The 24,426-nt window shown below is 37.8% G+C and carries 23 protein-coding genes; 17 read left to right on the plus strand and 6 right to left on the minus strand.

The genetic code is table 11. The features are described from left to right. Nucleotides 1-264 precede the first annotated feature (264 nt). The 3 genes from CNR22_23500 (at nucleotide 265) to CNR22_23510 (ending at nucleotide 2,604) form a co-directional block, all read left to right on the plus strand. A complete protein-coding gene (locus CNR22_23500) occupies nucleotides 265-795 on the plus strand; it encodes a hypothetical protein (GenBank protein ID PBQ34615.1) in 531 nt (176 codons plus the stop codon). A 129-nt stretch (nucleotides 796-924) separates the two neighbouring features. After that, nucleotides 925-1,350 carry a hypothetical protein gene (locus CNR22_23505; protein ID PBQ34616.1) on the plus strand — a complete coding sequence of 142 codons (426 nt, stop codon included), beginning with the start codon at nucleotides 925-927 and terminating at the stop codon, nucleotides 1,348-1,350. An 81-nt stretch (nucleotides 1,351-1,431) separates the two neighbouring features. After that, a complete protein-coding gene (locus CNR22_23510) occupies nucleotides 1,432-2,604 on the plus strand; it encodes a sodium:proton antiporter (GenBank protein ID PBQ34617.1) in 1,173 nt (390 codons plus the stop codon). Nucleotides 2,605-2,663: 59 nt separating this feature from the next. Here the strand turns inward: CNR22_23510 and CNR22_23515 are convergent, their stop codons facing one another. Beyond that, nucleotides 2,664-3,020 (minus strand): hypothetical protein, encoded by a 357-nt coding sequence (locus CNR22_23515; protein ID PBQ34618.1) that lies wholly within the window; start codon nucleotides 3,018-3,020, stop codon nucleotides 2,664-2,666. A gap of 90 nt (nucleotides 3,021-3,110) precedes the next feature. On the opposite strand from CNR22_23515, the gene CNR22_23520 reads away from it, so the two are divergent. From CNR22_23520 to CNR22_23555, 8 genes are all read left to right on the plus strand, one after another. Further along, nucleotides 3,111-4,103: an alpha/beta hydrolase gene (locus CNR22_23520; GenBank protein ID PBQ34619.1), complete on the plus strand. Its 993-nt coding sequence runs from the start codon at nucleotides 3,111-3,113 to the stop codon at nucleotides 4,101-4,103. Beyond that, on the plus strand, nucleotides 4,104-4,658 hold the full coding sequence (locus CNR22_23525) for an NUDIX hydrolase (protein PBQ34620.1): 555 nt from the start codon (nucleotides 4,104-4,106) through the stop codon (nucleotides 4,656-4,658). 185 nt (nucleotides 4,659-4,843) lie between these two features. Then, nucleotides 4,844-6,211: a hypothetical protein gene (locus tag CNR22_23530; protein PBQ34621.1), complete on the plus strand. Its 1,368-nt coding sequence runs from the start codon at nucleotides 4,844-4,846 to the stop codon at nucleotides 6,209-6,211. Nucleotides 6,212-6,297: 86 nt separating this feature from the next. Beyond that, the gene (locus CNR22_23535; GenBank protein ID PBQ34622.1) at nucleotides 6,298-6,570 is read left to right on the plus strand and encodes a hypothetical protein; all 273 of its coding nucleotides are present in this window, start codon (nucleotides 6,298-6,300) and stop codon (nucleotides 6,568-6,570) included. 227 nt (nucleotides 6,571-6,797) lie between these two features. Further along, nucleotides 6,798-7,526, plus strand: a complete 729-nt coding sequence (locus tag CNR22_23540; GenBank protein PBQ34623.1) for a hypothetical protein — start codon at nucleotides 6,798-6,800, stop codon at nucleotides 7,524-7,526. Nucleotides 7,527-7,530: 4 nt separating this feature from the next. Further along, nucleotides 7,531-7,800 (plus strand): hypothetical protein, encoded by a 270-nt coding sequence (locus CNR22_23545; GenBank protein PBQ34624.1) that lies wholly within the window; start codon nucleotides 7,531-7,533, stop codon nucleotides 7,798-7,800. A 24-nt stretch (nucleotides 7,801-7,824) separates the two neighbouring features. After that, nucleotides 7,825-8,280 (plus strand): hypothetical protein, encoded by a 456-nt coding sequence (locus CNR22_23550; GenBank protein ID PBQ34625.1) that lies wholly within the window; start codon nucleotides 7,825-7,827, stop codon nucleotides 8,278-8,280. 32 nt (nucleotides 8,281-8,312) lie between these two features. Continuing rightward, the gene (locus tag CNR22_23555; protein ID PBQ34626.1) at nucleotides 8,313-8,555 is read left to right on the plus strand and encodes a hypothetical protein; all 243 of its coding nucleotides are present in this window, start codon (nucleotides 8,313-8,315) and stop codon (nucleotides 8,553-8,555) included. A 417-nt stretch (nucleotides 8,556-8,972) separates the two neighbouring features. Here the strand turns inward: CNR22_23555 and CNR22_23560 are convergent, their stop codons facing one another. From CNR22_23560 to CNR22_23580, 5 genes are all read right to left on the minus strand, one after another. After that, complete coding sequence (locus tag CNR22_23560) at nucleotides 8,973-9,632, minus strand: SAM-dependent methyltransferase (GenBank protein ID PBQ34984.1); 660 nt, start codon at nucleotides 9,630-9,632, stop codon at nucleotides 8,973-8,975. Between the two features lie 582 nt (nucleotides 9,633-10,214). Continuing rightward, complete coding sequence (locus CNR22_23565) at nucleotides 10,215-10,862, minus strand: hypothetical protein (protein PBQ34627.1); 648 nt, start codon at nucleotides 10,860-10,862, stop codon at nucleotides 10,215-10,217. A gap of 95 nt (nucleotides 10,863-10,957) precedes the next feature. Beyond that, the gene (locus CNR22_23570) at nucleotides 10,958-13,324 is read right to left on the minus strand and encodes a hypothetical protein (GenBank protein PBQ34628.1); all 2,367 of its coding nucleotides are present in this window, start codon (nucleotides 13,322-13,324) and stop codon (nucleotides 10,958-10,960) included. 221 nt (nucleotides 13,325-13,545) lie between these two features. Next, a complete protein-coding gene (locus CNR22_23575) occupies nucleotides 13,546-14,433 on the minus strand; it encodes a flagellar motor protein MotB (protein PBQ34629.1) in 888 nt (295 codons plus the stop codon). Between the two features lie 108 nt (nucleotides 14,434-14,541). After that, entirely contained in the window at nucleotides 14,542-15,867 is a 1,326-nt protein-coding gene (locus CNR22_23580) for an L-lysine 6-transaminase (protein PBQ34630.1), read from the minus strand. A gap of 51 nt (nucleotides 15,868-15,918) precedes the next feature. Here CNR22_23580 and CNR22_23585 point away from each other — a divergent pair, with 51 nt between their 5' ends. The 6 genes from CNR22_23585 to CNR22_23610 all read left to right on the plus strand — a co-directional run bounded on the left by CNR22_23585 (nucleotide 15,919) and on the right by CNR22_23610 (nucleotide 24,395). Beyond that, nucleotides 15,919-16,362: a hypothetical protein gene (locus CNR22_23585; protein PBQ34631.1), complete on the plus strand. Its 444-nt coding sequence runs from the start codon at nucleotides 15,919-15,921 to the stop codon at nucleotides 16,360-16,362. 376 nt (nucleotides 16,363-16,738) lie between these two features. Further along, nucleotides 16,739-18,175: a hypothetical protein gene (locus CNR22_23590; GenBank protein ID PBQ34632.1), complete on the plus strand. Its 1,437-nt coding sequence runs from the start codon at nucleotides 16,739-16,741 to the stop codon at nucleotides 18,173-18,175. Between the two features lie 304 nt (nucleotides 18,176-18,479). Continuing rightward, the gene (locus tag CNR22_23595) at nucleotides 18,480-19,739 is read left to right on the plus strand and encodes a transporter (GenBank protein ID PBQ34633.1); all 1,260 of its coding nucleotides are present in this window, start codon (nucleotides 18,480-18,482) and stop codon (nucleotides 19,737-19,739) included. Between the two features lie 54 nt (nucleotides 19,740-19,793). After that, complete coding sequence (locus CNR22_23600; GenBank protein PBQ34634.1) at nucleotides 19,794-20,879, plus strand: efflux transporter periplasmic adaptor subunit; 1,086 nt, start codon at nucleotides 19,794-19,796, stop codon at nucleotides 20,877-20,879. A gap of 11 nt (nucleotides 20,880-20,890) precedes the next feature. Then, on the plus strand, nucleotides 20,891-23,989 hold the full coding sequence (locus tag CNR22_23605; GenBank protein PBQ34635.1) for a CusA/CzcA family heavy metal efflux RND transporter: 3,099 nt from the start codon (nucleotides 20,891-20,893) through the stop codon (nucleotides 23,987-23,989). An 82-nt stretch (nucleotides 23,990-24,071) separates the two neighbouring features. Then, a complete protein-coding gene (locus tag CNR22_23610) occupies nucleotides 24,072-24,395 on the plus strand; it encodes a hypothetical protein (GenBank protein ID PBQ34636.1) in 324 nt (107 codons plus the stop codon). Nucleotides 24,396-24,426 lie beyond the last annotated feature (31 nt).

The following is a 24,426-nucleotide window of genomic DNA, read 5'->3' on the forward strand; positions in this document are numbered from 1 at the left end:
TTAGTAGAACCACTTAGACACTAAGGTCACTGAGCAGCACTAAGAGAAATTATGCAGGTGAGTTAAGTGATGTTTACAAGAGCATGGGGAGGGAAAAGGATTTTAGTAAAACCACTTAGACACTAAGGTCACGAAGGAGCACTTCACTGAGCAGCACTAAGAGAATAAAGCAGGTGAGTTAAATGATTTCCTTAGTATTTTAAGTGTCTTAGTGGCAAAATAAACTTAAGCAATCAATAATTAATAATTAAAAACAAAAAAACAATGAGCAAAATTAAATGGAATTTAGACCCAGCGCACAGTGAAGTAACTTTTAAAGTGAAACACATGATGATTACTAACGTTAGCGGAAATTTTACTGATTTTTCGGTAGATGCTGAAACAGAAGGCGAAGACTTTACAACTGCCAACGTAACCTTCAGTACCAGAACAACCTCTGTAAATACAAATTCTGAACAACGCGACGGTCATTTACGTTCACCGGAATTTTTTGATTCTGAAAAATTTCCTGAATTAAAATTCAAAGGAACTAAATACGAAAAAGTTTCAGGCGACGATTATAAATTACATGGTGATCTTACTATAAAAGATGTAACCAAAAACATTACACTTGATGTAGAATACGGTGGAATCAATAAAGATCCGTGGGGCAATATGAAAGCCGGTTTTACAGTGAGCGGTAAAATTAACCGTAAAGACTTCGGTCTTACCTGGAACGCGGCTCTGGAAACAGGTGGCGTAATGGTAAGTGAAGATGTTAAAATCAACTGTGAAATTCAATTGGTAAAAGGCTAATCTTATTACTGCTTACACCGAAGCCTTCTTAAACCGAGAAGGCTTTTTTTATTCTGAAACTTTGAATTTTAGCTTTTTTTAGAACTTATCGGATTGGTTTTTGTATACTTTTGAACAAACGAAACACACATGAAAAATCTATTGATTATCGCCCTGACTCTTTCAGGATTATTTAGCGCTTACAGTCAAACCCCTGTTTGGACGAAAGAACAATTGATGCCGACCAAAGATCTTGCTGAAAAAATTAAAACAAATGCAAAAGATAAACCTATCATTTTTAATGTAGGTCCAATGGAAAACATTAAGACTGCTGTTTTTGTAGGAAGAGCTACCAGCGCTACCTGTGTCGAAAAAATGAAATCTACTTTATCGATGGAGAACAAAACAAAGCAAGTAGTAGTTTATTGTGGCTGTTGTTCTTATGCCAGCTGTCCAAACATTAAACCTGCTTATGATGCTTTAATGGGAATGGGTTTTAAAAACACAAAGGTACTTGAGCTTCCTGAAGGCATTAAGCCTGATTGGGTTGCCAAAGACTATCCGATGGAAGAATAATATATAATTAATATATTTTGTAAAGCTACGTAAGACTACGTAGCTTTATTTTTTTATACCTTTTAATCCGCAAACTGACTTATGACCAGCGCTATTATTATTACTTTTTGTTCTTTGCTGCTCATTGCTTACGTATTTGACCTTACCTCTTCCAAAACAAAAATCCCTTCGGCAATTTTGCTCTTGTTGTTAGGGTGGACAATCCGGCAGATCATTGACTTCTCAGGAATTCAACTTCCGAACTTCGCTCCTATTCTTCCGGTATTAGGAACTGTTGGACTTATCTTAATAGTGCTTGAAGGATCACTTGAACTGGAACTTAACCGATCAAAGTTTAAGATGATTTCAAAATCATTTTTCGGAGCCCTTCTCCCTTTATTTGTATCCGCATTTTTACTGGCATATTTATTTCGTCATTATGGTGGCGGATCTTTTAGAGACGGTTTAGTAAACGCAGTACCTTTTTGCATTATTAGCAGCGCCATAGCTATCCCAAGCGTGAGAAGTTTAAGCTCTGCCTCTAAAGAATTCGTAATTTACGAAAGCAGTCTCTCTGACATATTGGGTGTTTTACTTTTTAATTTTGTAGCACTTAACGAAAGTTTTGGCACTTACTCGTTCGAAGTTTTTGCTTTGCAACTTTTTATCATTATTGGAGTTTCTTTTTTAGCGACCATCGCACTCTCCTATCTCCTCAATAAAATTGAGCACCATATAAAATTTGTTCCGATTATACTTTTGGTGATTTTAATTTATGCCGTATCTAAAGTGTATCATTTGCCAGCATTAATATTTATTTTGCTTTTCGGATTGTTCATTGGAAATATCGATGAATTGAAACGCTTTAAATGGATTGAAAAACTTAAGCCGGACGATTTAAACAGAGAGGTTCAAAAGTTTAAGGAATTAACCGGTGAAGCGACTTTTTTAGTGCGTGCTCTTTTTTTTCTTGTTTTTGGTTACCTGCTTGAGACGTCTGAAATTCTCAATCCGGCCACTTTAATTTGGTCCATAGGCGTTGTTGCAGGTATTTTTGTTCTCCGGTTTATTCAGCTAAAAATATCCAAACTTCCTTTAAGTCCTTTACTTTTTATAGCCCCGCGCGGACTAATTACCATTTTATTATTTCTTTCGATCGATTCTTCACAGCGCATACCTTTAGTCAATAATTCGTTGATCATCCAGGTGATTATTTTTACTGCCTTGATTATGATGGCCGGACTTCTGACTTTGAAAAAAGAAGTTTTAGAGTAGTAGGCATGCGGTGGCGATAACTGAATTCATCATAAAAAACGAAAAACGCTCAATAAAATCTAATTATTGATCGCCCCCGCATCAATCCAGCAGATAATAGTATTCTTCTCAACTGCGGTTAAAGTATTATTCTTCGGCATTGTAGCATTTATTACAGAAGAACGTACAGTAGCCGAAGCATTTTTAACCTGCGAGTAGGTGGTTAAAGCTCCCGGACCATTTGAACTGCCATTCGCGTGGCATCCTGACGTAGCGCATTTTGAACTTATGAGGGGTCCAACAGTTGCAGCATAAGTTGGCGTTGTGCCGGTACAATCTGGTATAAAAGCGACTGGAGTTGTACTTAGGGTGTCTTTCTTTTTGCAGGAAATAAAAAGCAGTAAAGTAAGGGAGAGCAATAGATTTATTCTTTTCATAAAAAAACTTTAATCAAAGTTAGCAAAACAAGATGATAAAATCTTTTAGAGAAAAAGAAAAGCTGGCTGTAGTCAAAAAACAGTACTTTCATGAAAAATTTTATTTTACTGATGAAAAACTTTCTGCTTCTCGTTTCCTTTTTACTTTCACAATCATTTAATGCCCAGGACGAAATTATTACTTTAAAAACTCCAGCAGGAGATTTAGAAGGAAGTATCTTAATGCCTGCCAAAAGTACCCCTGTTCCTCTGGTGCTAATCATTGCAGGCTCTGGTCCTACGGATAGAAATGGCAATAACAGCGAGATGGAAAATAATTCTCTAAAATTACTCGCTGCCGAATTTCAAAAAAATGGCATTGCCAGTTTTCGTTTTGATAAACGTGGTATTGGTCAGAGTGCTGCCATGCATACCGACGAGTCTGAAATGCGTCCCGAAACGTACATTGAAGATGTAAAATCCTGGATTAATCTACTTGTAAAGGACAAGCGCTTCAGCAGAATTATTGTAGCCGGCCACAGTGAAGGTTCCTTATTTGGTATGATAGCATCCGCCAATAATAAAAACGTAAGCGGATTTATTTCCATTGCAGGGGCAGGAAAACCCATTGATGAAATATTAAAAGAACAGTTTTCTAAAACTCCTGACAATGTAAAAAACATTGTTTATGAGATGCTGGATAAACTCAAAAAAGGTGATACACTCACGAACGTGCCACCCCTATTTTATGCCATATTCAGACCAAGCATACAACCTTATATGAGGGCCTGGATGAAATACAATCCTCAAACGGAAATAAAAAAACTAAATGTTCCTATTCTCCTTACAAGCGGAACAACAGACATTCAGGTGAAAGAAGAAGACGCACAGCTTCTCGCTAAAGCACAACCAAAAGCCCAGTTAAGCATTATTAAAAACATGAATCACGTATTAAAGGATTGTGATACCACTGAAAAAGAGACACAGCTGAAAACTTACAACGATCCGCTGTTGCCATTAAATAGAGAGTTTGCAAAAGTTGTAGTTGATTTTGTAAACACCCATTTCTTAGACCTTGTAAATTCTCCAAAAGGTAAAAACTAGATGCTTAAAAAATGGAAAATACTCTCTGAAGAAGATGTATCGCCGTCGAAATGGTTTCCTATACTGAGACATGTTGTAGAACTACCAAACAAAAAAATAATTGACGATTATTTTATTTCTCCTTTCGGGAATGCTGTAATGGTTTTACCTTTTACTAAAACGAACGAAATGGTTTTAGTAAAGCAATATAAACATGGTCTTGGCGAAATTCTCATAGAACTTCCTGCAGGATTTCAGCAAGCCGGGAAAAGTATTGAAGAATCTGCGATTGCCGAATTACTTGAGGAAACAGGCATTCAGACAACTACTGACAATCTCGAGTTTATTGGAAAAATCAGTAATAATCCCACAAAGACCAACCAGGTCACACATGGTTTTATTGCACGGAATCTCACGTTTAATTCCGTGCAGCATTTTGATAGCACTGAAGAAATTGAGGTTTTGGTAGTTAAGCCAAAGCAGGTTTTAGAAATGATTGGCAGAGGTGAGCTCTGGACAGGCGATTCTGTGTCTATGATCTTGAAAGCTTTCATGGTTTATCCGGAGCTTTTTTAATTCTCCATTATACGTAAACTCACCGTATCGATTCTATGCTTACATGTATTAACAGGCAACTTTAAGCCACTGCCACTATCCATATCTGCGCGTGCTAGCGGACTTTGTGAGGATTTGTTTGTCTGTAAACAATTATTATCTTTATAAAACACAAAATCCCGTTCTTCGTTAAAAGGCTATTAAATATGACAAAGTATTTTTTGAAGACCACTTTAAAATACCCTAAAAAGGTTTTTTTATTCATTGCTATTTTTCTAATCAGTTTCACGGCATCAACCTGCTATTCCCAGGTTGCTTCGAACGTTTTTCCTTTAAGCCCACTGGCTACAAAAACGCTTATTGACAGTCTCACCAACCAGATTATTAAATATTACGTTTTTAAGGATGCTGCCATTAAGATGAACAGCTATATTAAAAAAAGATATAAAGAAGGGCATTACAATAACATCAAGGATCCCCATGCTTTAGCTGGCGCACTGACTTCTGATATTTTATTTATAAACCGCGACGAGCATTTTCATTTGGAATACAATCCCCAGATGGCGAATGAACTCCTTGGAAATATTGACGATGTACCTAAGATGGTGGCTACGCGATTAAGACAGGAGAAAGAAAAAAACTTTGGGTTTAAAAAGGCTGAAATTTTAAACGGAAACATTGGGTATCTTGAAATCAGTGCCTTTTCGAGGCTTAACGGTTACTCCAAATCCACGGCGGACGCAGCATTAAAATTGCTTTCTAATTCAAGAGCACTCATAATTGACCTGCGTTATGGCATTGGCGGATCTCCCGACATGGTGAACCATATAATAAGTCACTTTTTTAAGATGCCAACACATGTGGTAGATATTTACATTCGCAGTGAGAACGCCACCCTACCCTACTACACCGTGCCTGACTCCTCTTACGGCGTGCTTACGGAGATTCCGATTTATATTCTTACAAGCTACAAAACTTTTTCGGCAGCAGAAGGATTAACGTATGAACTGCAGGCTTTAAAACGGGCAACTGTCGTGGGCGAGACTACCCGCGGCGGCGCGCACACCGTTACCTATCGCCCTTTAAGCAGTGGCTTTGTTTGCGACATTCCGTTTGGAAGAGCTACCAGTCCGGTAACAAAAAGAAATTGGGAGAAAACAGGTGTTATTCCAGATCTCAAAGTACCGGCGGAAAGAGCCCTGGAAATTGCCGAGACAAAAATATTTGAAGATGCATTTAACAAAGCAAAAGACTCATCAGAAATAAAAAGCTTAAAATGGCAGTTAGAACTAGTACAATCGATTAATCATCCTGTACAATTGGATACAGCTACCTTTAATAGTTTTACGGGGCTTTACGGAGCTTATGCAATCAGCTATTCTTACGGAGTACTTTATTATCAAAAAACCGGCAAGGCTAAATTCCCGTTGATTCCAATGACCACAAGTATGATGCGTGTGAAAGGCAACGACAGCTTTACCGTTGAATTTTTTAAAAATTATTTTGGTAAAATTACCCGTATTGCAACACGCTACGATGATGGACGTGTAGAATATGCCGACCGAACAGACTAAACCATTTTTTTTATTTAGTTTAAAAGAGACTGCCATAAGGTTGTCACTGCCTGATGCTTTCTTTGCATAAACATAAAATTTAACTCATGGAAAAATCTTATTCAATGTGTCAGAGTTGCTCTATGCCTCTGAAAGATGATCTGCAACACGGCGGAACAAATGCAGACGGAACTAAAAGCAATAAGTATTGCAGTTACTGTTATCAAAATGGAAAGTTCACTCAGCCTGACATCACCGCCGCAGAAATGCAAGTAGTTGTAAAAGGGAAATTAAAAGAAATGGGCGGCGTTTACCGTTTGTTCGCCGGATTATTTTCGAAGGGAGTTCCAAAGTTAGAGCGCTGGCAAAAACTAAAATAGAAGTAGTCACTATTTTAGGTCATTTGTAGTCAATCAGTAGAGAAAATTCTACATCTTATAAAAAAAATCTAAGAATAATTTTTCAAGATAATTTTTACGTGCGTCTGAATTCCTTTAATATTAAGGCATTCAGACCTCTTAACGTTCTTTGTATTTAACCGACAATGTAGGTACGTTTATTGAGCTGGATATAATAACTAATTATTAACTCTCAAAAAACTCTACTTATGGCACGCTATTCAAAAACAGCTTTGTACAAGTTACAAAATGAAATACAACACGAAATACATACCACTAAACCTGGAAAATTGAGTACAGACTTTGGTCACAAGCCAACGGTTCCGTTAATTCCAACAAGTCAGTTAAGTACTGCCACTGAAAAAGAAAATCCTTCATTGGGATCTTTAGCTCCTGCAACTAGTTCTCCCATGTATATAACAAGAACAACTAACCAGTCGGGCGAAGACGGAGAAACAAAGGCTCCTGCTAAAAAAGTTAAAGCAAAAGCACCTGCTAAGAAATCTGCGTCTAAAAAAACAAGCTCTGCTTCAGCTAAAAAAGCTACAGCAAAAAAAACAAGCCCTACGACTGCTAAAAAAACATCTGCGCCTGCTGGAAAAAAAGCTTCTTCTGCAAGCTCAGTTAAAAAAGCTGCTCCTAAAAAAGCTACAAAAACGGCGTCCAAAAAGGCAGCTGTTAAAAAAGCCAGCGTTAAGAAATCTGTTAAAAGGTCAGCTCCCAAAAAAGCTTCGGCAAATAGGATAGCTATTGGATCTTCATCAAAAAAAGTAGCGGCAAAATCAGCTAAAAAAGTAGCTTCAAAAAAAGCAACCAAATCTATGGGGTCTAAAAAAATAATGTCCACCAAAGCCAGCAGTGTTAAAAAAACTACCGCTAAAGGAGCGAAAAAAATGACCGGTAAGATGGCTTCAAAAAAACGTTCAACTAAAAAATAAATGCATGGCGAAGTATGGAAAGAAAGCTGGTGAAAAAGTAGAAAAAACCATGCACGAGCTTAAGAAAGGAACTTTAAAAAGTAGTTCCGGTCAAAAAGTTAAAAGCCGCAAACAGGCTATAGCGATTGGCCTTTCAGAAGCAAAACAAGCAGGTGGAAAAGTTCCGACAGCTCCGGCTAAAAGATCTTCAGCTAAGAAGCTTGCATCAAAGAAAGCTTCGCCCAAAAAAACATCGGCTAAAAAAGCAGCTAAAAAAAGAACAACAAAAAAATAATTAATAACACTTAAAAATAAGATTATGGCAACTCAAGAAAAAACATCAGCAGCAATTACAGATCTTATCGTAATTAACAATGACCGTTACGAAGGATATAAAACAGCCTCTCAGGAAACAAAAGAAGCAGATCTCAAGGAATTATTCAATTCTTACAGCGTTCAAAGTAATGGATTCGCAGGAGAACTTCGTCAATTTGTTCCTGCAGGCGAAGATCAGCCTAAACGCGATGAAACAAAAACAACTGGTAAATTGTTCAGAACCTGGATGGATTTAAAAGCGGCCGTTACTGGCAATGATCGTAAAGCGATTTTATCATCGTGTGAATTCGGTGAAGACACTGCAAAAAAACATTATAAAGATGCTCTAGAACATACTGAAGATATCGCTCCAGAAGCATTGGAAATCGTTCGCAAGCAAAGTGCTGAATTGCAAAAAGCTCACGACCGTATTAAAGCTCTTCGCGACGCCGCTAAGTAATTTTTAACTAGTACTCACCTCTACTGATTTATTTGGTAAGTCGGATCAATCAGTATACAAAACAAACATATATCATGTCAACACCAGAAATAAATAATCCGACAGTTGCTGGATCTGATCCAAAGGAAAAGAATCCACAACAAGATGATAAAAAGATCAATCCCTCTAAACCAGGGAGCGATCCTGATCAGACACCAGAACGTGAAACCAATAAACCACCGGTAGCAGAGCCTGAACCAGGACGAACTGAGAAACCGGGAAAAATAGGTTTCTAATTTTTGTCTCTGCATTTTATGCGCAGAGATAATAGGTCCGCAGATACTTAGGTGTCTGCGGATTTTTTGTGTGAACCGGTTTAACTATTGCCACAGATTTCACGGATTTCGCAGAATGATTAAAAATAGATATACGCCTTTGGCGGAAATTATTACGCAGAGCTTTTTGGCTAAGATTCTATGTACTTACAATGGAGCGCTTCTCTGGGAGCGTGACGCAGATGACACAGATTTCGCAGAATAATTACAAATTAAATATTCGCCTTTGGCGAAAATTATTTCACAGATCTTTGTGGCTAAGATTCTTTAGACTTACAATGGAGCGCTTCTCTGGGAGCGTAACGCAGATGACACAGATTTCGCAGATTAATGAAAATTAGATATTCGCCTTTGGCGAACATTATTACGCAGATTAAGCTAATTTTTTTTAAAAAGCAAAACAGTATGCTTCTCAACCTGCTCATGGCTCCTTTTATAGTTAACAATGTATTTATCTATCAGTTCAAATTTGTGTCTCATAAAATATTCTCTTAAATTATTTTGTGAATGGTAATAAAAATAAGTTCGATCTCCTGTGCTGCCAGTCTGAAACCCAGACAGGCTGCTATCTCCTTCCACAAAACTTAAATATAGAACAGCCCAATCGTTCATTAAATCGGAACAGTCCTTTATAAACATAGAACAATCTTCAGGGGACAAATAAGGAATACAGAAACCGCAGACAATGGCATCGACTTTTGTTTTTAGTTCTTTAAGATTTCTGCAGTCCAGAACCCTAAAGCTAGCGCCGGGATTATTTTCCTGCGCCAACCTGATCATAGCTGGAGAAACATCTGTGCCTTTTATTTTCAGATCAGGACGTTTGTTCAGTAAATACTTTGTAATATTCCCTGGGCCACAACCAATTTCAAGTATCCTTGCATTTTTTTGACTTATAAGCAGTAAAAATTTGTCGTAAGTTTCATCATAGAAATCAAGGCGCATAAATTTTTCCTGGTAGAGACTAGCTAACTTATCCCATGTTTCAAAAGTCTCTTTATAACGGTTATTTACATCATTAGCATTTACATCTTTCATATCCCAGCGGGTTTTATAAATGGAGATCAGCTTTGGGAGCGACTCTTTATCTATTTTATAATAATTCACATTTAATTTTACAGTCCCAACATGCTTTGTTCTTACTTCTATAGCAATAAGAGACTTTGAAGCGTCATCTTGCATGTAAACCCGGACTATCTTTTCGACATCCGCCCATAAAACCATTTTATTGTCATAAAGAAACCCATCGAAGGTTACTACCAGTTTCGATAAACCCGATCTATACCCATTTGAAAAATAATAATTGAGTGCCAGCAATAAAACGATTATTAAAAACATACCAGCAACAAGAATATTCAAATAGTTATATTTTTTACCTGGAGAGTTTAAGACATCAAATTTATAGGCGAAATAATAAATTAAACAAGGGGCTACAACAAATAATACGCCCTGAAGTCTGCTTTGTGCTTTTAGAACGTGACTAGCAGGAAGTGTTTCAATATTTCTTAGATCTCCGTAATTTATGAAGGCTTCTCTTACTGGAGGCACTTCCTCTGTCCAACTCTCGTTATAATCACGCATGATCTACTTTGGTATTGAGGTTTAATAAGTTGCCTTTACCTAATCCCACCATAAATCCAGTTCGCCATTCTTCTTTAGTTTTTTTTCGACTTCGTCCACATCTTCAGTGTCAGGACAAAATTCAAAAATTTCGGCTGCAAGACTTTTACTATCAAACTCTTTTGCTAAAAATTTTAAATCCAGGTAATCGTGGCTAATTCCGTAGATGTGAAGGCCGTATTTCTCATCCCAGGTTTTTAATCGAGTGATAATATCTTCCGTTTCAAGCCCATAATTTATTCCGTTTGTTTCAGCGTGGCGAAGAATTTCATAAGGATCATTTGTATCTATTAAAACTACTTTGTATTGACCACCGGATGCTTGATAACCTCCAAGGTAAATGAATTTTCCTTCCGCTATAAATTGCTCCCGAAGTTCCTTCACCATTTTCCTGGCTCCTTTCTCGTAATCACTCACGAAAATACAAGGTGGTTTATCATCTTCCTGAACATATTCAAATTCAAATTGATTAATTTCGCCAGCTGATCTTCTCTTGAGTAACAAAGCATCCTCCAAACTATAGCCTAAGTCCTGACAAAGGATCTTTTCACGGTCCGACAATTCCTTATCTGAATTTTCACTAATTCTCGCGGAATTCTCTTTATTAGAATCACTTTTGACTCCAAATATTTTCTTTAAAAACGACATGGGTTTAAGTTTGCGGATATTAATTTGAAATGAAGTTAATTATAAATGGAGTAAAAGCAAAACTATTAGTTTACAAAACTTCCCGTTGACATGTATTACAACATTTGTTTAAACTGTGCCTTACTTTTTAACCGTTCGATTTTTTGCAGCGTGAAAGTCGTTTTAACTTTTTTGCCGCTTAGAGGTAAGTTTTTAAAAACCTGAGAATTACAAATGTAAGCCGTCATGTTCTTATCAAAAGCTATAAGTGTTACAAGTGAAGTTTTTGTGAAGACAAACTTGTAAGGATTGTATCCCCCTGCTCCATCGTACCTGATAAGGCCATTCAATGAACTATCCAGAATATAAATATATTCCGGAGAAATAGTGTTTCCCTTACTGTCCTTGTAATTTGCTACTACCTCTACAGTATTTGACAAACTTTTTAATGCATCAAAATTAAAAATGCCAAGGCTATTGATATTCATGGTTTCTGTAATAAAACTGACTTCACGGTCAACACTTGCTGAACTCCCTCCACCGCCCGTTAAAGGTGGCACTATGCAAATGGCCAATTGATTGTCAGAAACTGAGCATTCGCCATTTCTTTCTTTTGCCTGCGAGTATCTTTCAGTCATTTCTGTCTTATGCGCATCGAAGTAACTGCACCATTCTTTAAAAGACATTTTCCCTTCAGTTTCCATCATAAATGGTTTACTTCCATTCCAGAAACAAGTGGCAGTATCGGCGCCTGAATGCAAGAGCGAATAAATCCAGTCGTTCGCCGTTTTTAATTTTTCTAAAGAGTCCAGGCGATTTGTAAAACATTCATTTTTCAGCAAATAAGGTGTTTTTAACTTTGCTAATGCTTCTAATCTTTCAGTATACATTTTACGAACTGTGTTATAATCAAAAAGGAGAGCTTCAGCGCGGGACGCTTTATTTTTTTTACCCAGTACTCCTTTCACTTTCATAGTAAGATGCTCCATTTGTATCTGTTCTTTTCCGTCACCCAATACAAGGGAGTAATCGTTCCCGGATTTAATAATTTCGCAGCTTGTCCAGTAATTATTAAATGTTTCAGGCTTTAAAGGAGGAAGATCTTTTGTTTTGAATTTCCAGTGCACTTTTGAAAATGATTCCAACTCATTATTATTTTTTGAATAGCAGCTGAGATGAAAAATTGTTCTCCTGGTATTTTCTCTTAAACTATGCAGTTTATAAGTATGGGTCTCTTTTTTAATTTCTTCCTCTATCTCTTTTATTTTCGCTTTATTTTTTGCCGAAGAAGACTTTAGCTCATCGATTTCAGCTATCAACTTTCTTTTGTTTTGTTTGAAGGTTGCTTCTGTTTCTGTAAGTTTTTCGTAAAGTGGTGCCGGATGATAAGCAAGATAAACTCCGGCTCTTAGAGTTGTACATTGGCTCAGCGTGCAAGTGGAAGTTCCTGCTAAAAGCTTTTGATAGTCTTTATCTGAACCGTAAACCCTCGTAGAAAGTTCCTTTCCATCAGGACCAGTTAACTGTGCTAGCTCGGTCCACTTTTCAGAGATAGTATCGAAGTTGTAAAAATTGAGATTCGGAAGTTTAGAAACAACAGCAAATTTTACTTCCAAAGGTTTTTCAAGTTTCAGGTAAACGGGAACTCCTTTGCTAAATGCAAGCACCTTAAACATACCTGCAGAATTAAACTGATACAATTTTCCTTTTTCACTATGACTCATCGGGATGCCTGCCAAAATAAAATCAATAGGATCGCGGTATTCACAATACATGATGTCCACTTTCCCTGAAACAGTTTTACCGTCTTTCGTTACAAAGGCCGAAGGAGGAATGGTGACCCTGGTTCCTGAACTGTATGTAATAACGGCCCCCGAGTCAGCGTTAATTTTAAAGCGCTCGTTTTTTATTCTTAAGCCAGCGATGCCTTTGTCACCCGCAATCTTTTTCCGCTTCATAACAACAAGTTCCGGCTGAATGGTTATGGTGACGCGTCTGTTAGCCGATTTGCCTTTTTCCGTGCTGTTATCCTCCACAGGATTTAAGAAGCCTTTCCCTGCTATAGTAATTTTCTCTTCTGAAAAACCTTTCTCCAGAAAATAGTCCATAGTAGCATCTGCGCGGCTTAGGGAAATTTCTTCATTTGCCGCCATGTTACCAACGTTGTCTGAATGGCCTATGATTTCAACCGCGTAATTTTTTATATTTTTTGAAAGTAATTTGCAAACCGAATCTATCTTATCTTTCTGTTGGAAAGTAAGTGCGCGTGCATTGCTTTCGTAGTTGATCTGGAATTTATGAGCCGATTGCGCCTTGGTAGTAAAGTTCAGGAACAGTATCCAGAACATTAGCAGACTTTGTATATTCTTTTTCATAGTGTGTGATTTTAGGAATTGTTTTATAACCATAACTAAAAAAGACTTAAGAAAGATACAGGAGGTAAATTCCGTTTTACGCAAGTTCCCTGTAAAAAAAAATCCCATCTTTTTAAAGACAGGATTTTAAATGAGGTTAAACTAAACTTTAGTTAATAAAGAGCTTCAGTAATATAAATGCTAAGAATGCAAATAGCGTATTTTTTCTTTTGATTTTTCGGAGGAGTTCGTTATCAAATTTCATAGTGCAGAGTTTTAGTTCTTAGTCAATAGTTGATGGTCAGTAGTTGATTTTATAGTAGGTCAATAATTTAGAAGGATGCAACCATTTAGTTGGTTATCAATTTCATTAACTCCTCCAATTTTGGAGATAAAACAATTTCGGTACGGCGGTTTTTTGCTTTCCCTTCTGTTGTGCTATTATCGGCCACCGGCGAAAATTCTCCTTTTCCTGCTGCTGTTAATCTTTTTGCATCCATTTTATAGTCTTCGGTTAAAAGACGAACTACGTTGGTTGCACGGGCTGCACTTAAATCCCAATTGTCTTTGTACTGAGACGTTTTAATAGGTACGTTATCGGTGTGACCTTCAATAGCAATGCTCACATCATTATTTTTATTGAGGACTTCTGCTAATTTTTTCAAAGCTTCTTTACCTTTCACTTCTACGTTAGCGTCACCAGATTTAAACAAGAGCTTATCAGATAGTGACACGTACACTTTACCGTCGCGCATTGTAACAGTTAACTCATCAGGACTGAAACCTAACAATGCATTTTTTACAGAGCTATTTAATAAGTTTAAAATAGAATCTTGTCTTTTTAAGATCGCTTCCAATTGTCTTAGGCGGGCTTCACGTTCTTCAAGCGTTCTTTGTTTGTTGCCAAGGTCGCTGCTTAATTTATCAATGTTTGAATTTAATTTATTTACTTCTGAACCTGACGATTTTTTTAAACTTTCGAATTTTGCCGTTAGTTCTTCGTACTCTTTTGAAGCCTTAGCCAGTTCATCCTTTTGCACTTTTGTTAAACTGCACAACGAATCTCTTTCATGAAGCGCCTTATTATAGCGTTTTCCGTGGTATTTTTTATTTGTTGTATTCTCGCCGCAGTTTTTGTGAGCAGCGCAGGAAGTTACAAATATGGCAATTGCGGCAGTTACAAATGCCATCTTTAAAAATGTTCTGAAAAAAGTAATCATAGAGAGTGTATTTTGCATGCAGAATCTGATTCAAAAACCATGCACTGCAAAATACTATTGAAAACTAAGGGTATAACTGGATAAGAAATCTCATTCGAGGAAAGAATTCCACATTATGTGGTCTAATTAAAGATCTATCTCTTTTAAACTGCGCTCCAGAATAACAAATGCTTCGTCAATAATTTCCTTTGTAACGGTTAACATGGGACGAAAACGAATAGATTTTTCGCCGGCTGATAACAATAATAAATTATTTTTGAGAGCAACTTCCAGCAATTTATCGCGTAATTCTTTGGTTGGAAGATCCATAGCGCATTGCAAGCCGAGTCCACGTGTGTTAGAGACTTTGCAATTCTTTGAGAGCTGAATCATTTTTTCAAGAATGTATTTCCCTTGTTTTGCGGCATTCTCCACTAACTTGTCTTCTTCCATAATCCTGAGGATTTTCGTTGCACGCACCATGTCGGCAAGATTTCCACCCCAGGTGGAGTTGATGCGTCCCTTTATTTTAAAACAGTTGTCCTCCACCTCGTCGATGCGTGAAGTGGCAATGATACCACAAGTCTGCATCTTTTTTCCGAAACAAAGAATATCCGGCGTTACATCAAAATTCTGATAGGCCCAGAATTTCCCTGAAAGCCCAACGCCATTTTGCACTTCGTCAAAAATTAAAAGAATTTCATTTTCATCACAAATCTTTCTCAGGGACTGCAAAAACTCTTTGCGAAAATGATTGTCTCCCCCTTCACTCTGTATTGGTTCTATAATAATAGCGCAGACATCATCCGGATTATCTTTTAAGGCTTTATAAATTTGCTGAACTGCCTCTTCTTCCTTTTCCTTAGCCTCCTGCAAAGCGTTTTCCGTTATAGGGAAACTTAGTTTGGGATTAACAATGCGGGGCCAATTGAATTTAGCAAAACCGTCAATGTGTTCAGCTTTGGTATTGGTGAGTGACAAACAATAGCCACTTCGGCCATGAAACGCTTGTTTAAAATGAATGATCTGCGTGCCCTTCTCGCCCTTAACCCCCTTCTTAGCATTCTTTTTACCTTTCCAGTCCATGGCGACTTTCAGACCATTTTCAACTGCCAGCGTTCCACCTGAAATGAAAAAAGCATGCACAAAGGGTTTCGGCATTGCTAACCTTGCAAAAGTTGCCATGAAGTTAGCGTACTGTGTTGTGTAAAAATCAGAATTACTGGGATTTTCAACGGCTGCAAGCTGCAAATCCTTTAGAAATTCAAGATCTTCTTTCATTTTAGGATGATTATGTCCTAAAGCATTTGTCCCAAAATAAGAAAAGAGATCAAGGACCTTTCTCTTGTTTAAAGAATCATAAATGTAAGAGCCCTGACTTTTTTCGAGGTCTAGCACCATGCGGTAGCCATCGGCAAGAATATGCTCCTTCATAACAGGAAGAACTTCTGAAGGGGAAAGTGAATTGAACATAGGATTTGGTTTATCGGTTTAATATATATCAAGATTTATTCCTGCTCACAAATGTCTAAACATAATCAGAGGCTTGCAGTTAAAATTTCAAAAAAAAGTTTGGCATTTAAAATAAAGCTTACATTTGAACCGAATTTGAAAACGACAAAAAAAATAATTAGTTTTTTTAATTTACTACTTTTTGTAGGGACGTTTTTATTTACCTCTGTTAGCGCTTTTGCCTCCAAACAAAACGCTTCCCCTTCTAACTTCAATCAAAAACACATTTCTGCAAAAACAGATTTGGAGAACAGTGGCTCGCATGAATCTTTTTTTGAAAAAAATGAAAACGAAACAGAGTCAGAAAGCGATGCTCCAGTTCCGGCAATACTCCTGCCGTTTTTAGTATCTTTCTCTCCTTTAGAAGTTTTACAATCTACTTGTATAACTGTGCATTCTGCTGCAGTTAAGCATTCAGCACCGATATATCTTTCGGTTTGTAATTTTCGCATTTGATAATTTAGCCGCTCATCTTAGCCTGGTGAGTAACGGCTTCATGCTGTTCTAGTTATTTTCAAATCAAAATTACATCCATTAAAAATGAAATTAAAGTTTTATACTCCAATGGTCTCAATAACCAGGAAGCAATTTTTAAAACGTATTTTAAAATTGAGCTAGTCTCAAAACCCCTTGCCGGGCCCGCTTGTCTTCAGTTTATTTCATAGTTTTCTGACAGATTGTTAAAGTGGGTTTGGCAAGACTAATTTGAGTTGATAAACTCAAAAGAACTTGTCAGTTCCCGGCTACATTTTAAGTAGTTTATTTCATAGTTTTCTGCTGAAATTAGCCGGGCCCCTGACAAGATAGTGGGATATACGTACTAAAAATTTTTATGAAACTATTTCGCATTATCATCATCACATTCATCGTGTTTAACACTGTTTTATACGGGCAACAGGCAGACACTGTAAAAAAAACAGCGCCTGATAAAAGCGGGCTAAAGTTTAACATTAGTGCTGATGGCTCTCGCTATTTCCAGGTAGTGTTCTTAAATCAGGTGTGGTTGCGTTATAATGAAAGCAACCCTGGTACCACCCGTTTTTCTAAAGCGACACCTGAGACTTTTGATATTGGATTAAGAAGAACACGTGTTCAGATGTATGGACAGATTACTGACAGAGCCTTTGTATATTTTCAATTTGGTCAGAATAACTTTAACAGCACTGCACAATACTCTGCTGCAGGAACGGGAAACAGGAAAATTGCCGCCTTCTTTCATGATGCACTTGCCGAATACAAAATATCGAAAGGAAATCAGCTAAAACTCGGAGGCGGGTTAACCGTACTCAACGGACTTTCACGTTTTTCTCAACCCTCTGTTGGCTCTATCCTGAGTTTGGATGTTCCGGTTTTTCTCCAATACACCGTCGATCAAACAGATCAGTTTGACAGACGTCTTGCAGTGTACGCGCGGGGACAAGCAGGAAAGTTCGATTACAGAATTTATCTCTCCAATCCTTTTCCAATAAACACTAATGGAAGTATTCCTCCTCCTATTGGCAGGAATGCAACTTTTGTAAATACAGGCGCAATTGCTAACGGTTCCGGGCCGGGTGTTAACAATCAGTTTGGAGGATATTTTGCGTATAATTTTTTAGACAATGAAAACCATACGACTCCTTATATGCAAGGCACTTACCTGGGATCTAAAAGAGTATGGAACATTGCGGTTGGAGGAGTCTATCAAAAAAATGCGACATGGAATCTGGAAGCGAACAAAACAGGCACTTACACAGATACGGTTTACAACAATATGCTTCATTTTTCGGTGGAAACATTTTTAGACATGCCCTTAAATAAAGAAAAAGGAACAATGATCAGCGCGTTTGCCGGTTATTATAATACGAACTACGGAACAAAATACTTAAGATATAATGGCATTATGAATCCTGCAACTGGTGCACTTACTTCTGCCTTGCCAACAATGGTACAGGCAAGCAGTTACGGAAATGCTGTACCTATGTTTGGTACAGGTCAGGTTGCTTACGCCCAGATTGGATTCATGCTTCCTAAATCTTTACTGGGAGAAAAAAACGGACAATTAATGCCTTACCTCACAAGCACCTATGCAGATTACACGGCACTGCAAAATAAAGCTTCTGTGATTTTAGATGCGGGTATTAATTGGTTCATGAATGGTCACCGCTCGAAAATCTCACTGGATTATCAGAGTCGACCTACTTTCTATACTAACGCTACTAACAAAGACATTGTTTCAACAGGTCCGCGTAAAAGCAGCGTTACGCTCCAGTACCAGATCATGTTTTAGATCGTATTTCGTTCCCTATTCCTAACTTCTTTTTCAGGGTTGTAAGCTCTATTAAATTCTAACGAGCAATTTTCTCCTTTCCGTTTTTAAAAATTAAAAATGGTTCTGAGCCTTATGGCACATTTTCATACGCATGCAATTTTACATTATAAACACTAAATATGTTAACACGACAAATTCTAATTTTTTTCTAATTCAATTCTAATCCTGGTCTAAAATCATATAAAATGCCCACAACTACCTTTGTCATCAGACGAAAAAGAACTTCTATGGTTTATAAGACACGCTTCAAAAATTAAAGAAAATGAAAACTACACACACACCATTCGCTTTCCTGTTTCTTTGCCTGATTTTTAAGCAGATGAGTTTTGCACAGGTTTCGCAGTCGCTAACCATTGAAGACTGCGAAAATCTTTTTCTCAAAAAAAACCTGTCTTTACTCGCCCAACAGTACAATATCAGCGCTAAACAATCATTGGTAATCCAGGCAAAAGCTTATCCAAATCCAATTTTCAGCGCCGACATTAATTTGTACGATCCACAAAACAAGAAAGTGCTTCACATAGATTCAGGTGGACAAAAATCTTTCCAGGTAGAACAACTAATATTATTAGGAGGCAAACGCAGAACAGAAATAGAGATTGCTAAACAAAGTACGGTATTGGCTGAATCAGAATTTGCAGACCTCTTACGGAATTTAAAAGCACAACTCAGTGACAGGTTCTACAGCATTAACAGTCAAAAAGTTGTTATTGAAAACTTCCAAAAACAACTTCAGATCCTCGACACAATAATCAATGCTTATAAAACACAGTCTGACAAAGGAAATTTACCCTTGAAGGATTTAATTCGTTTGAAATCGGTTTACATTAAAATAAACGGTCATAAGTCAGAATTAGCAAGCATGAATGAAGAAGATCAGAAACAATTAAAACTTTTATTGCAGACAAATGTGGATATAAATCCGGTTGTTTCTGAGGATGACTTCAAAAAATTTGTAGAGCTGAAAGCACTCAGCGAACTTCAAACACTTGCTATTACGAACAGGCCGGACCTTAAAATTGCCGATCAAGGCGCCCTATTAGCCGCACTCGCACTTAAACGCGAAAAGAAGCAGGCGATCCCGGATGTTGCCGTGAACGCCAGTTACGATCAGCGTGGCGGAGCTTTTCGCAACCAGATTAATGCCGGTATTTCATTGCCGCTCCCAATTCTCAATGCTAACCGCGGTAATATTAAAGCGGCCGAATACGACAAGAAGGCAATGGATCTTTATCTGCAGGAAAAAAAACTGGAAGTAGAACTTGACATTCAGAAGGCGTGGTCGACCATGCAACGTAGCATAAATGAATACACCAAAGTAAAGGAATTATACAACGAAGAATTTCTAATTGTCAACAAGGGAATCAACGATAATTTTAACCGTAGAAATATTTCCATCCTGGAGTTTGTGGATTTCGTTGAAGCTTTTAACGAATCTCTCGCTGACTTTGAACGAATAAAACAACAACTGGCACAATCAGCGGCGCAAATAAACTATACAACAGCTACAAAAATATATTAAAAATACATCCTTGGATTTCTTTCATAGATATTTCAGGGTTTAAACAAACCACACATGAACTTCAAATTATATCTGGCAGTTATCTGCCTCGCAACTCTAAGCTTCACAGCCTGTAAAGACAAAGCCAAAGAAGAGGTTTCACAAACCTTTGTACTTTCTGATACTATGCTCAAACGTTGTGAATTTACCAAAGTAAAAACGGAGGACGTAAAAAGTGAGCTTAAGCTTTTTGGAAAAGTAGAAGCTGACAACAATAAAATGGCGCACGTTTACCCCATCACCGGAGGAATTGTAGCCCGGATTAATGTGGAATTAGGCGACCATGTAAACGAAGGGCAGCTACTGGCTATAGTAAGAAGTAGTGAGGTAGCAGATTTTCAACGTCAGCTATTGGACGCACGTTCGGATGTGGCACTCAGTGAAAAAAACCTACAGGTGGCCAGAGACCTTTTTGCCGGAAAATTAAATTCAGAAAAAGACGTATTAGCTTCTGAAAAAGAATTAGAAAAAGCAAAAGCAGAGTTTAACCGGATCACCGAAGTATATTCTATCTACCACTTGAAAGAAGGTTCAGAGTACCGTATGACGGCTCCCATAAGTGGATTTATTATCCGAAAAGACATTACCCAGAACGAAGAATTGAGAAGCGATCGTGCCGAAGAAGTTTTTACAATAGCACAAATTAGTGAAGTGTGGATTTTAGCGAATGTAAATGAATCTAATATTTCAAAAGTAGAAGTAGGTTACGAGGCCGACGTTCAGACTTTAAGTTATCCCGACAAAATATTCAAAGGAAAAGTAGATAAGATCTTTAACGTTATTGATCCGACAACTAAAGCGATGAAAATTCTCATCAAAATAAATAATCCCGATCTTTTATTAAAACCAGAAATGAATGCGACGGTAAACCTCCGTTTCTCTGAAAAGAAACAACTTATTGCAGTGCCTTCGAGTGCAGTTTTATTCGACAAAAATAAATATTGGGTAATGGTTTTTAAATCAAAAACTCACATTGAAACCAGGCAGGTAGAAGTCTATCACCAGTTAGGAAACATAACTTATATCACTTCCGGACTTAACGCATATGACAATGTTATCTCCAAAAACGGCTTGCTAATTTACGATGCGTTGAACGATTAACTTATAACGCCATGAACAAATTCATCAAAAACATTATCACGTTTTCGCTTAAGAATAAATTCTTTACCTTCTTTTGGGTAGGAATTCTAATCATAGCGGGTTGGATCAGCTACATCACTATTCCTATTGAAGCTTTTCCCGATGTAACCAACACCCAGATTATTATTGTAACTGAATGGAACGGTAGAAGTGCTGAAGAGGTCGAACGTTTTGTTACCACCCCTATTGAGATCGCCATGAACTCCGTGCAGAAAAAAACAAACGTGCGCAGTATTACCATGTTCGGTCTTTCTGTTATCAAAATTATTTTCGAAGATGATGTGGAAGACTTCTTTGCAAGGCAGCAGGTTAACAATCAATTAAGAAATATTGCCTTACCCGAAGAAGTAGATCCCGATGTTCAACCTCCTTATGGCCCCACCGGTGAAGTTTACCGTTACGTATTGACGGGGAAAAACCGCGATACCCGCGATTTGCTTACCCTGCAGAATTGGGTCATAGATCGTCAATTACGCGCAGTATCTGGCATTGCGGATGTGGTAGCCTTCGGAGGACAAGATAAAATTTACGAAATTTCTGTTGATCCCGTTAAACTTCAAAAATACGACCTCTCCCCTACCCAGGTTTATGAAGCCATCACAAAAGCCAACCTGAATGTAGGTGGCGATGTTATTGAAAAAAACGGACAAGCTTATGTGGTGCGCGGATTGGGTCTATTAAACAGTACAGAAGATATCGAAAACACCATTGTAGATGAATTTAACGGAAACCCTATCCTGGTAAAAAATATTGCCGCAGTGAATGAAGCCAGTGCGCCACGCGTGGGGCAGGCAGGATTAAATGACAACGATGATGTTGTAGAAGGTATTGTAGTAATGCGCAAAGGAGAAAATCCCAGCGAAGTATTGGGTAGACTAAAATCGAAAATCGAAGAACTCAATACAAGCGTACTTCCATCAGATGTAAAAATGGAAGTATTTTATGACCGCGACAATCTGATGACCTTCTGCACAAAAACGGTGATGCACAATTTGCTGGAAGGAATTGTATTTGTAACGCTGATTGTATTGATTTTTATGGCCGACTGGCGTACTACACTGATCGTATCCATCATCATTCCCCTTGCACTTTTATTTGCTTTTTTATGTTTGAAATTAAAAGGCATGAGTGCCAATTTATTATCCCTGGGGGCAGTTGATTTTGGAATCATTATTGATGGAGCCGTTGTAATGGTAGAGGGTTTGTTTGTAATGCTGAACCACCTCGCAGAAAAGCGTGGCATGGAAAACTACAACAAGCTCTCTAAACTTGGAGTGATTAAACAAACAGCAACCGGACTCGGCAAAGCCGTTTTCTTTTCCAAACTTATTATTATTTCTGCGCTGCTCCCAATTTTTGCTTTTCAAAAAGTAGAAGGTAAAATGTTCTCTCCTTTAGCTTATACTTTAGGATTTGCTTTACTAGGGGCGTTAATTTTCACTTTGACTCTGGTGCCTTTACTGGTTTCTATTTTATTAAAGAAAAACGTCAGAGAAAAAAACAATGTTGTTGTTGATTTTTTTAATAAAAGTGTTATGCGTGGATTTAAAGTAACGTTTTCTAACAAAAAACTAAGCCTCATTATCTCCGTTATAATTCTGGCACTCTCTCTTTTCTCAACAAAATGGCTGGGAACCGAATTCCTTCCCCCCTTAAATGAAGGCGCCTTGTGGGTAGAAGCTAAATTACCCATGAGCAATTCGTTAACCGAAACTATAAAAACGGTGGCGCTCCTGCGTGCCGAATTACAAAAGTTTCCGGAAGTTAACGGCGTACTTTCTCAAACAGGTAGAAGCAATGACGGTACAGATCCCAGCGGCTTCTATTACGTGCAAATGCAGGTGAATTTAAAACCTAAAGACGAGTGGACACGAAAAATAACCGTGGATGGTCTGGTTGAGCAAATGGACAAGGTGCTTAAAAATTACCAGGGAATCGTTTACAATTATTCCCAGCCTATTATAGATAACGTAGCGGAGGCTGTTGCTGGCATCAACGCCAGTAACGCGGTTAAAATTTATGGAGACGATCTTGATAAACTGGATGAGATCGCTAACCAGGTAATTGGACAGATTAACCATGTGGCCGGTATCAAAGACGTGGGAATACTCAGAAATATTGGTCAACCCGAGATAAGCGTTATTCTCGATGAAGAAAAAATGGCGATCTATGGTGTGCAGAAAGCAGACGCGCAGAGCATCATTGAAATGGCTATTGGTGGTAAAACAGCTACACAAAAATATGAAGGTAATCGCAAATTTGATATCCGCGTGCGTTACTCCAAAGACTACCGAAAAGACGAAGATGATATCATGAACCTTATGGTGTCAACCGTTCGCGGAACAAAAATCCCTTTAAAAGAAATTGCGAGTTTAAAAAAAGTAACAGGTCCCGCCTTTATCTATCGTGATAATACCAAACGCTTTATTGGTGTAAAATTTTCCATCCGTGAAAGAGATTTGGGAAGTACAATTGCTGAGGCACAAACCAATGTTGAGAAAAACATTAAGTTACCCAACGGCTATAAAATCGGCTGGACCGGTGAATTTGAAAACCAGGTGCGCGCAACAAATCGATTAGGACAAGTTGTGCCGGTGAGCCTGGTATTAATTTTCATATTGCTTTTTATTATGTTTGGTAATTTCAGAGATGCTTTACTGGTGCTTATCAATGTACCCTTTGCAATCATTGGTGGTATTTTTGCACTCCACTTAACCGGCATTAATTTCGGAATCTCAGGAGGGGTTGGCTTCATAGCCTTGTTTGGGATCTGTATTCAGAATGGTGTTATCTTGATTTCCGAATTTCACAGCAATTTAAAAAACAAACTGAGTCTGCAGGTTTCGATTGTGGACGCTGTGAAAGTAAGGACCAGACCTGTTGTAATGACGGCGTTGATGGCTGCTATTGGCCTGATGCCGGCTGCCTTATCGAGTGGCATCGGTTCTGAATCTCAAAAACCCCTCGCTGTAGTTATTATTGGCGGGCTTGTAACGGCCACTGTTTTTACGCTTTTAATTTTTCCGATTTTTTATTACTGGGTGTCACGAAAAAAACTGGAAGACATTTAAGGAGATAAGCTGGCACATCCGTTATTTTAGTAATTTTTTGTTTTATCTTATTTCTTTTTTACATAGATTTGCCCTCCACTCATTGAAAAAAATCAGATTCATATTCGTTTTTGTTTTCCTGGCAGGAATGCTGTTTACAGTGTTTCAGTATATTCCTATCCTTGAGGAAGAACCCCATGGACATAAAGTGGAACTTGCAAAAAAAGTAAAAGCAGATAGTTCAGCCGATGGAGATGATGATAAAGATGCTGATAGTGACGATGACGATTCTGAACAAGAATTAAATTATTTTTTCTTATCCGAGTATGCCTCCCTTTATAGTAATCATAGTATTCATTTTTCTCACAGGAATAACCTTTATTCCTACCTTTTAGAATCCAAAGACACCCCTCCTCCTAAGATTTAAGATTAAAAAACGCTCCTGTTATTCAACAGGG

This window comes from Sphingobacteriaceae bacterium, assembly GCA_002319075.1.
In the GTDB taxonomy this organism is placed as follows: Bacteria; Bacteroidota; Bacteroidia; order B-17B0; family Aurantibacillaceae; genus Aurantibacillus.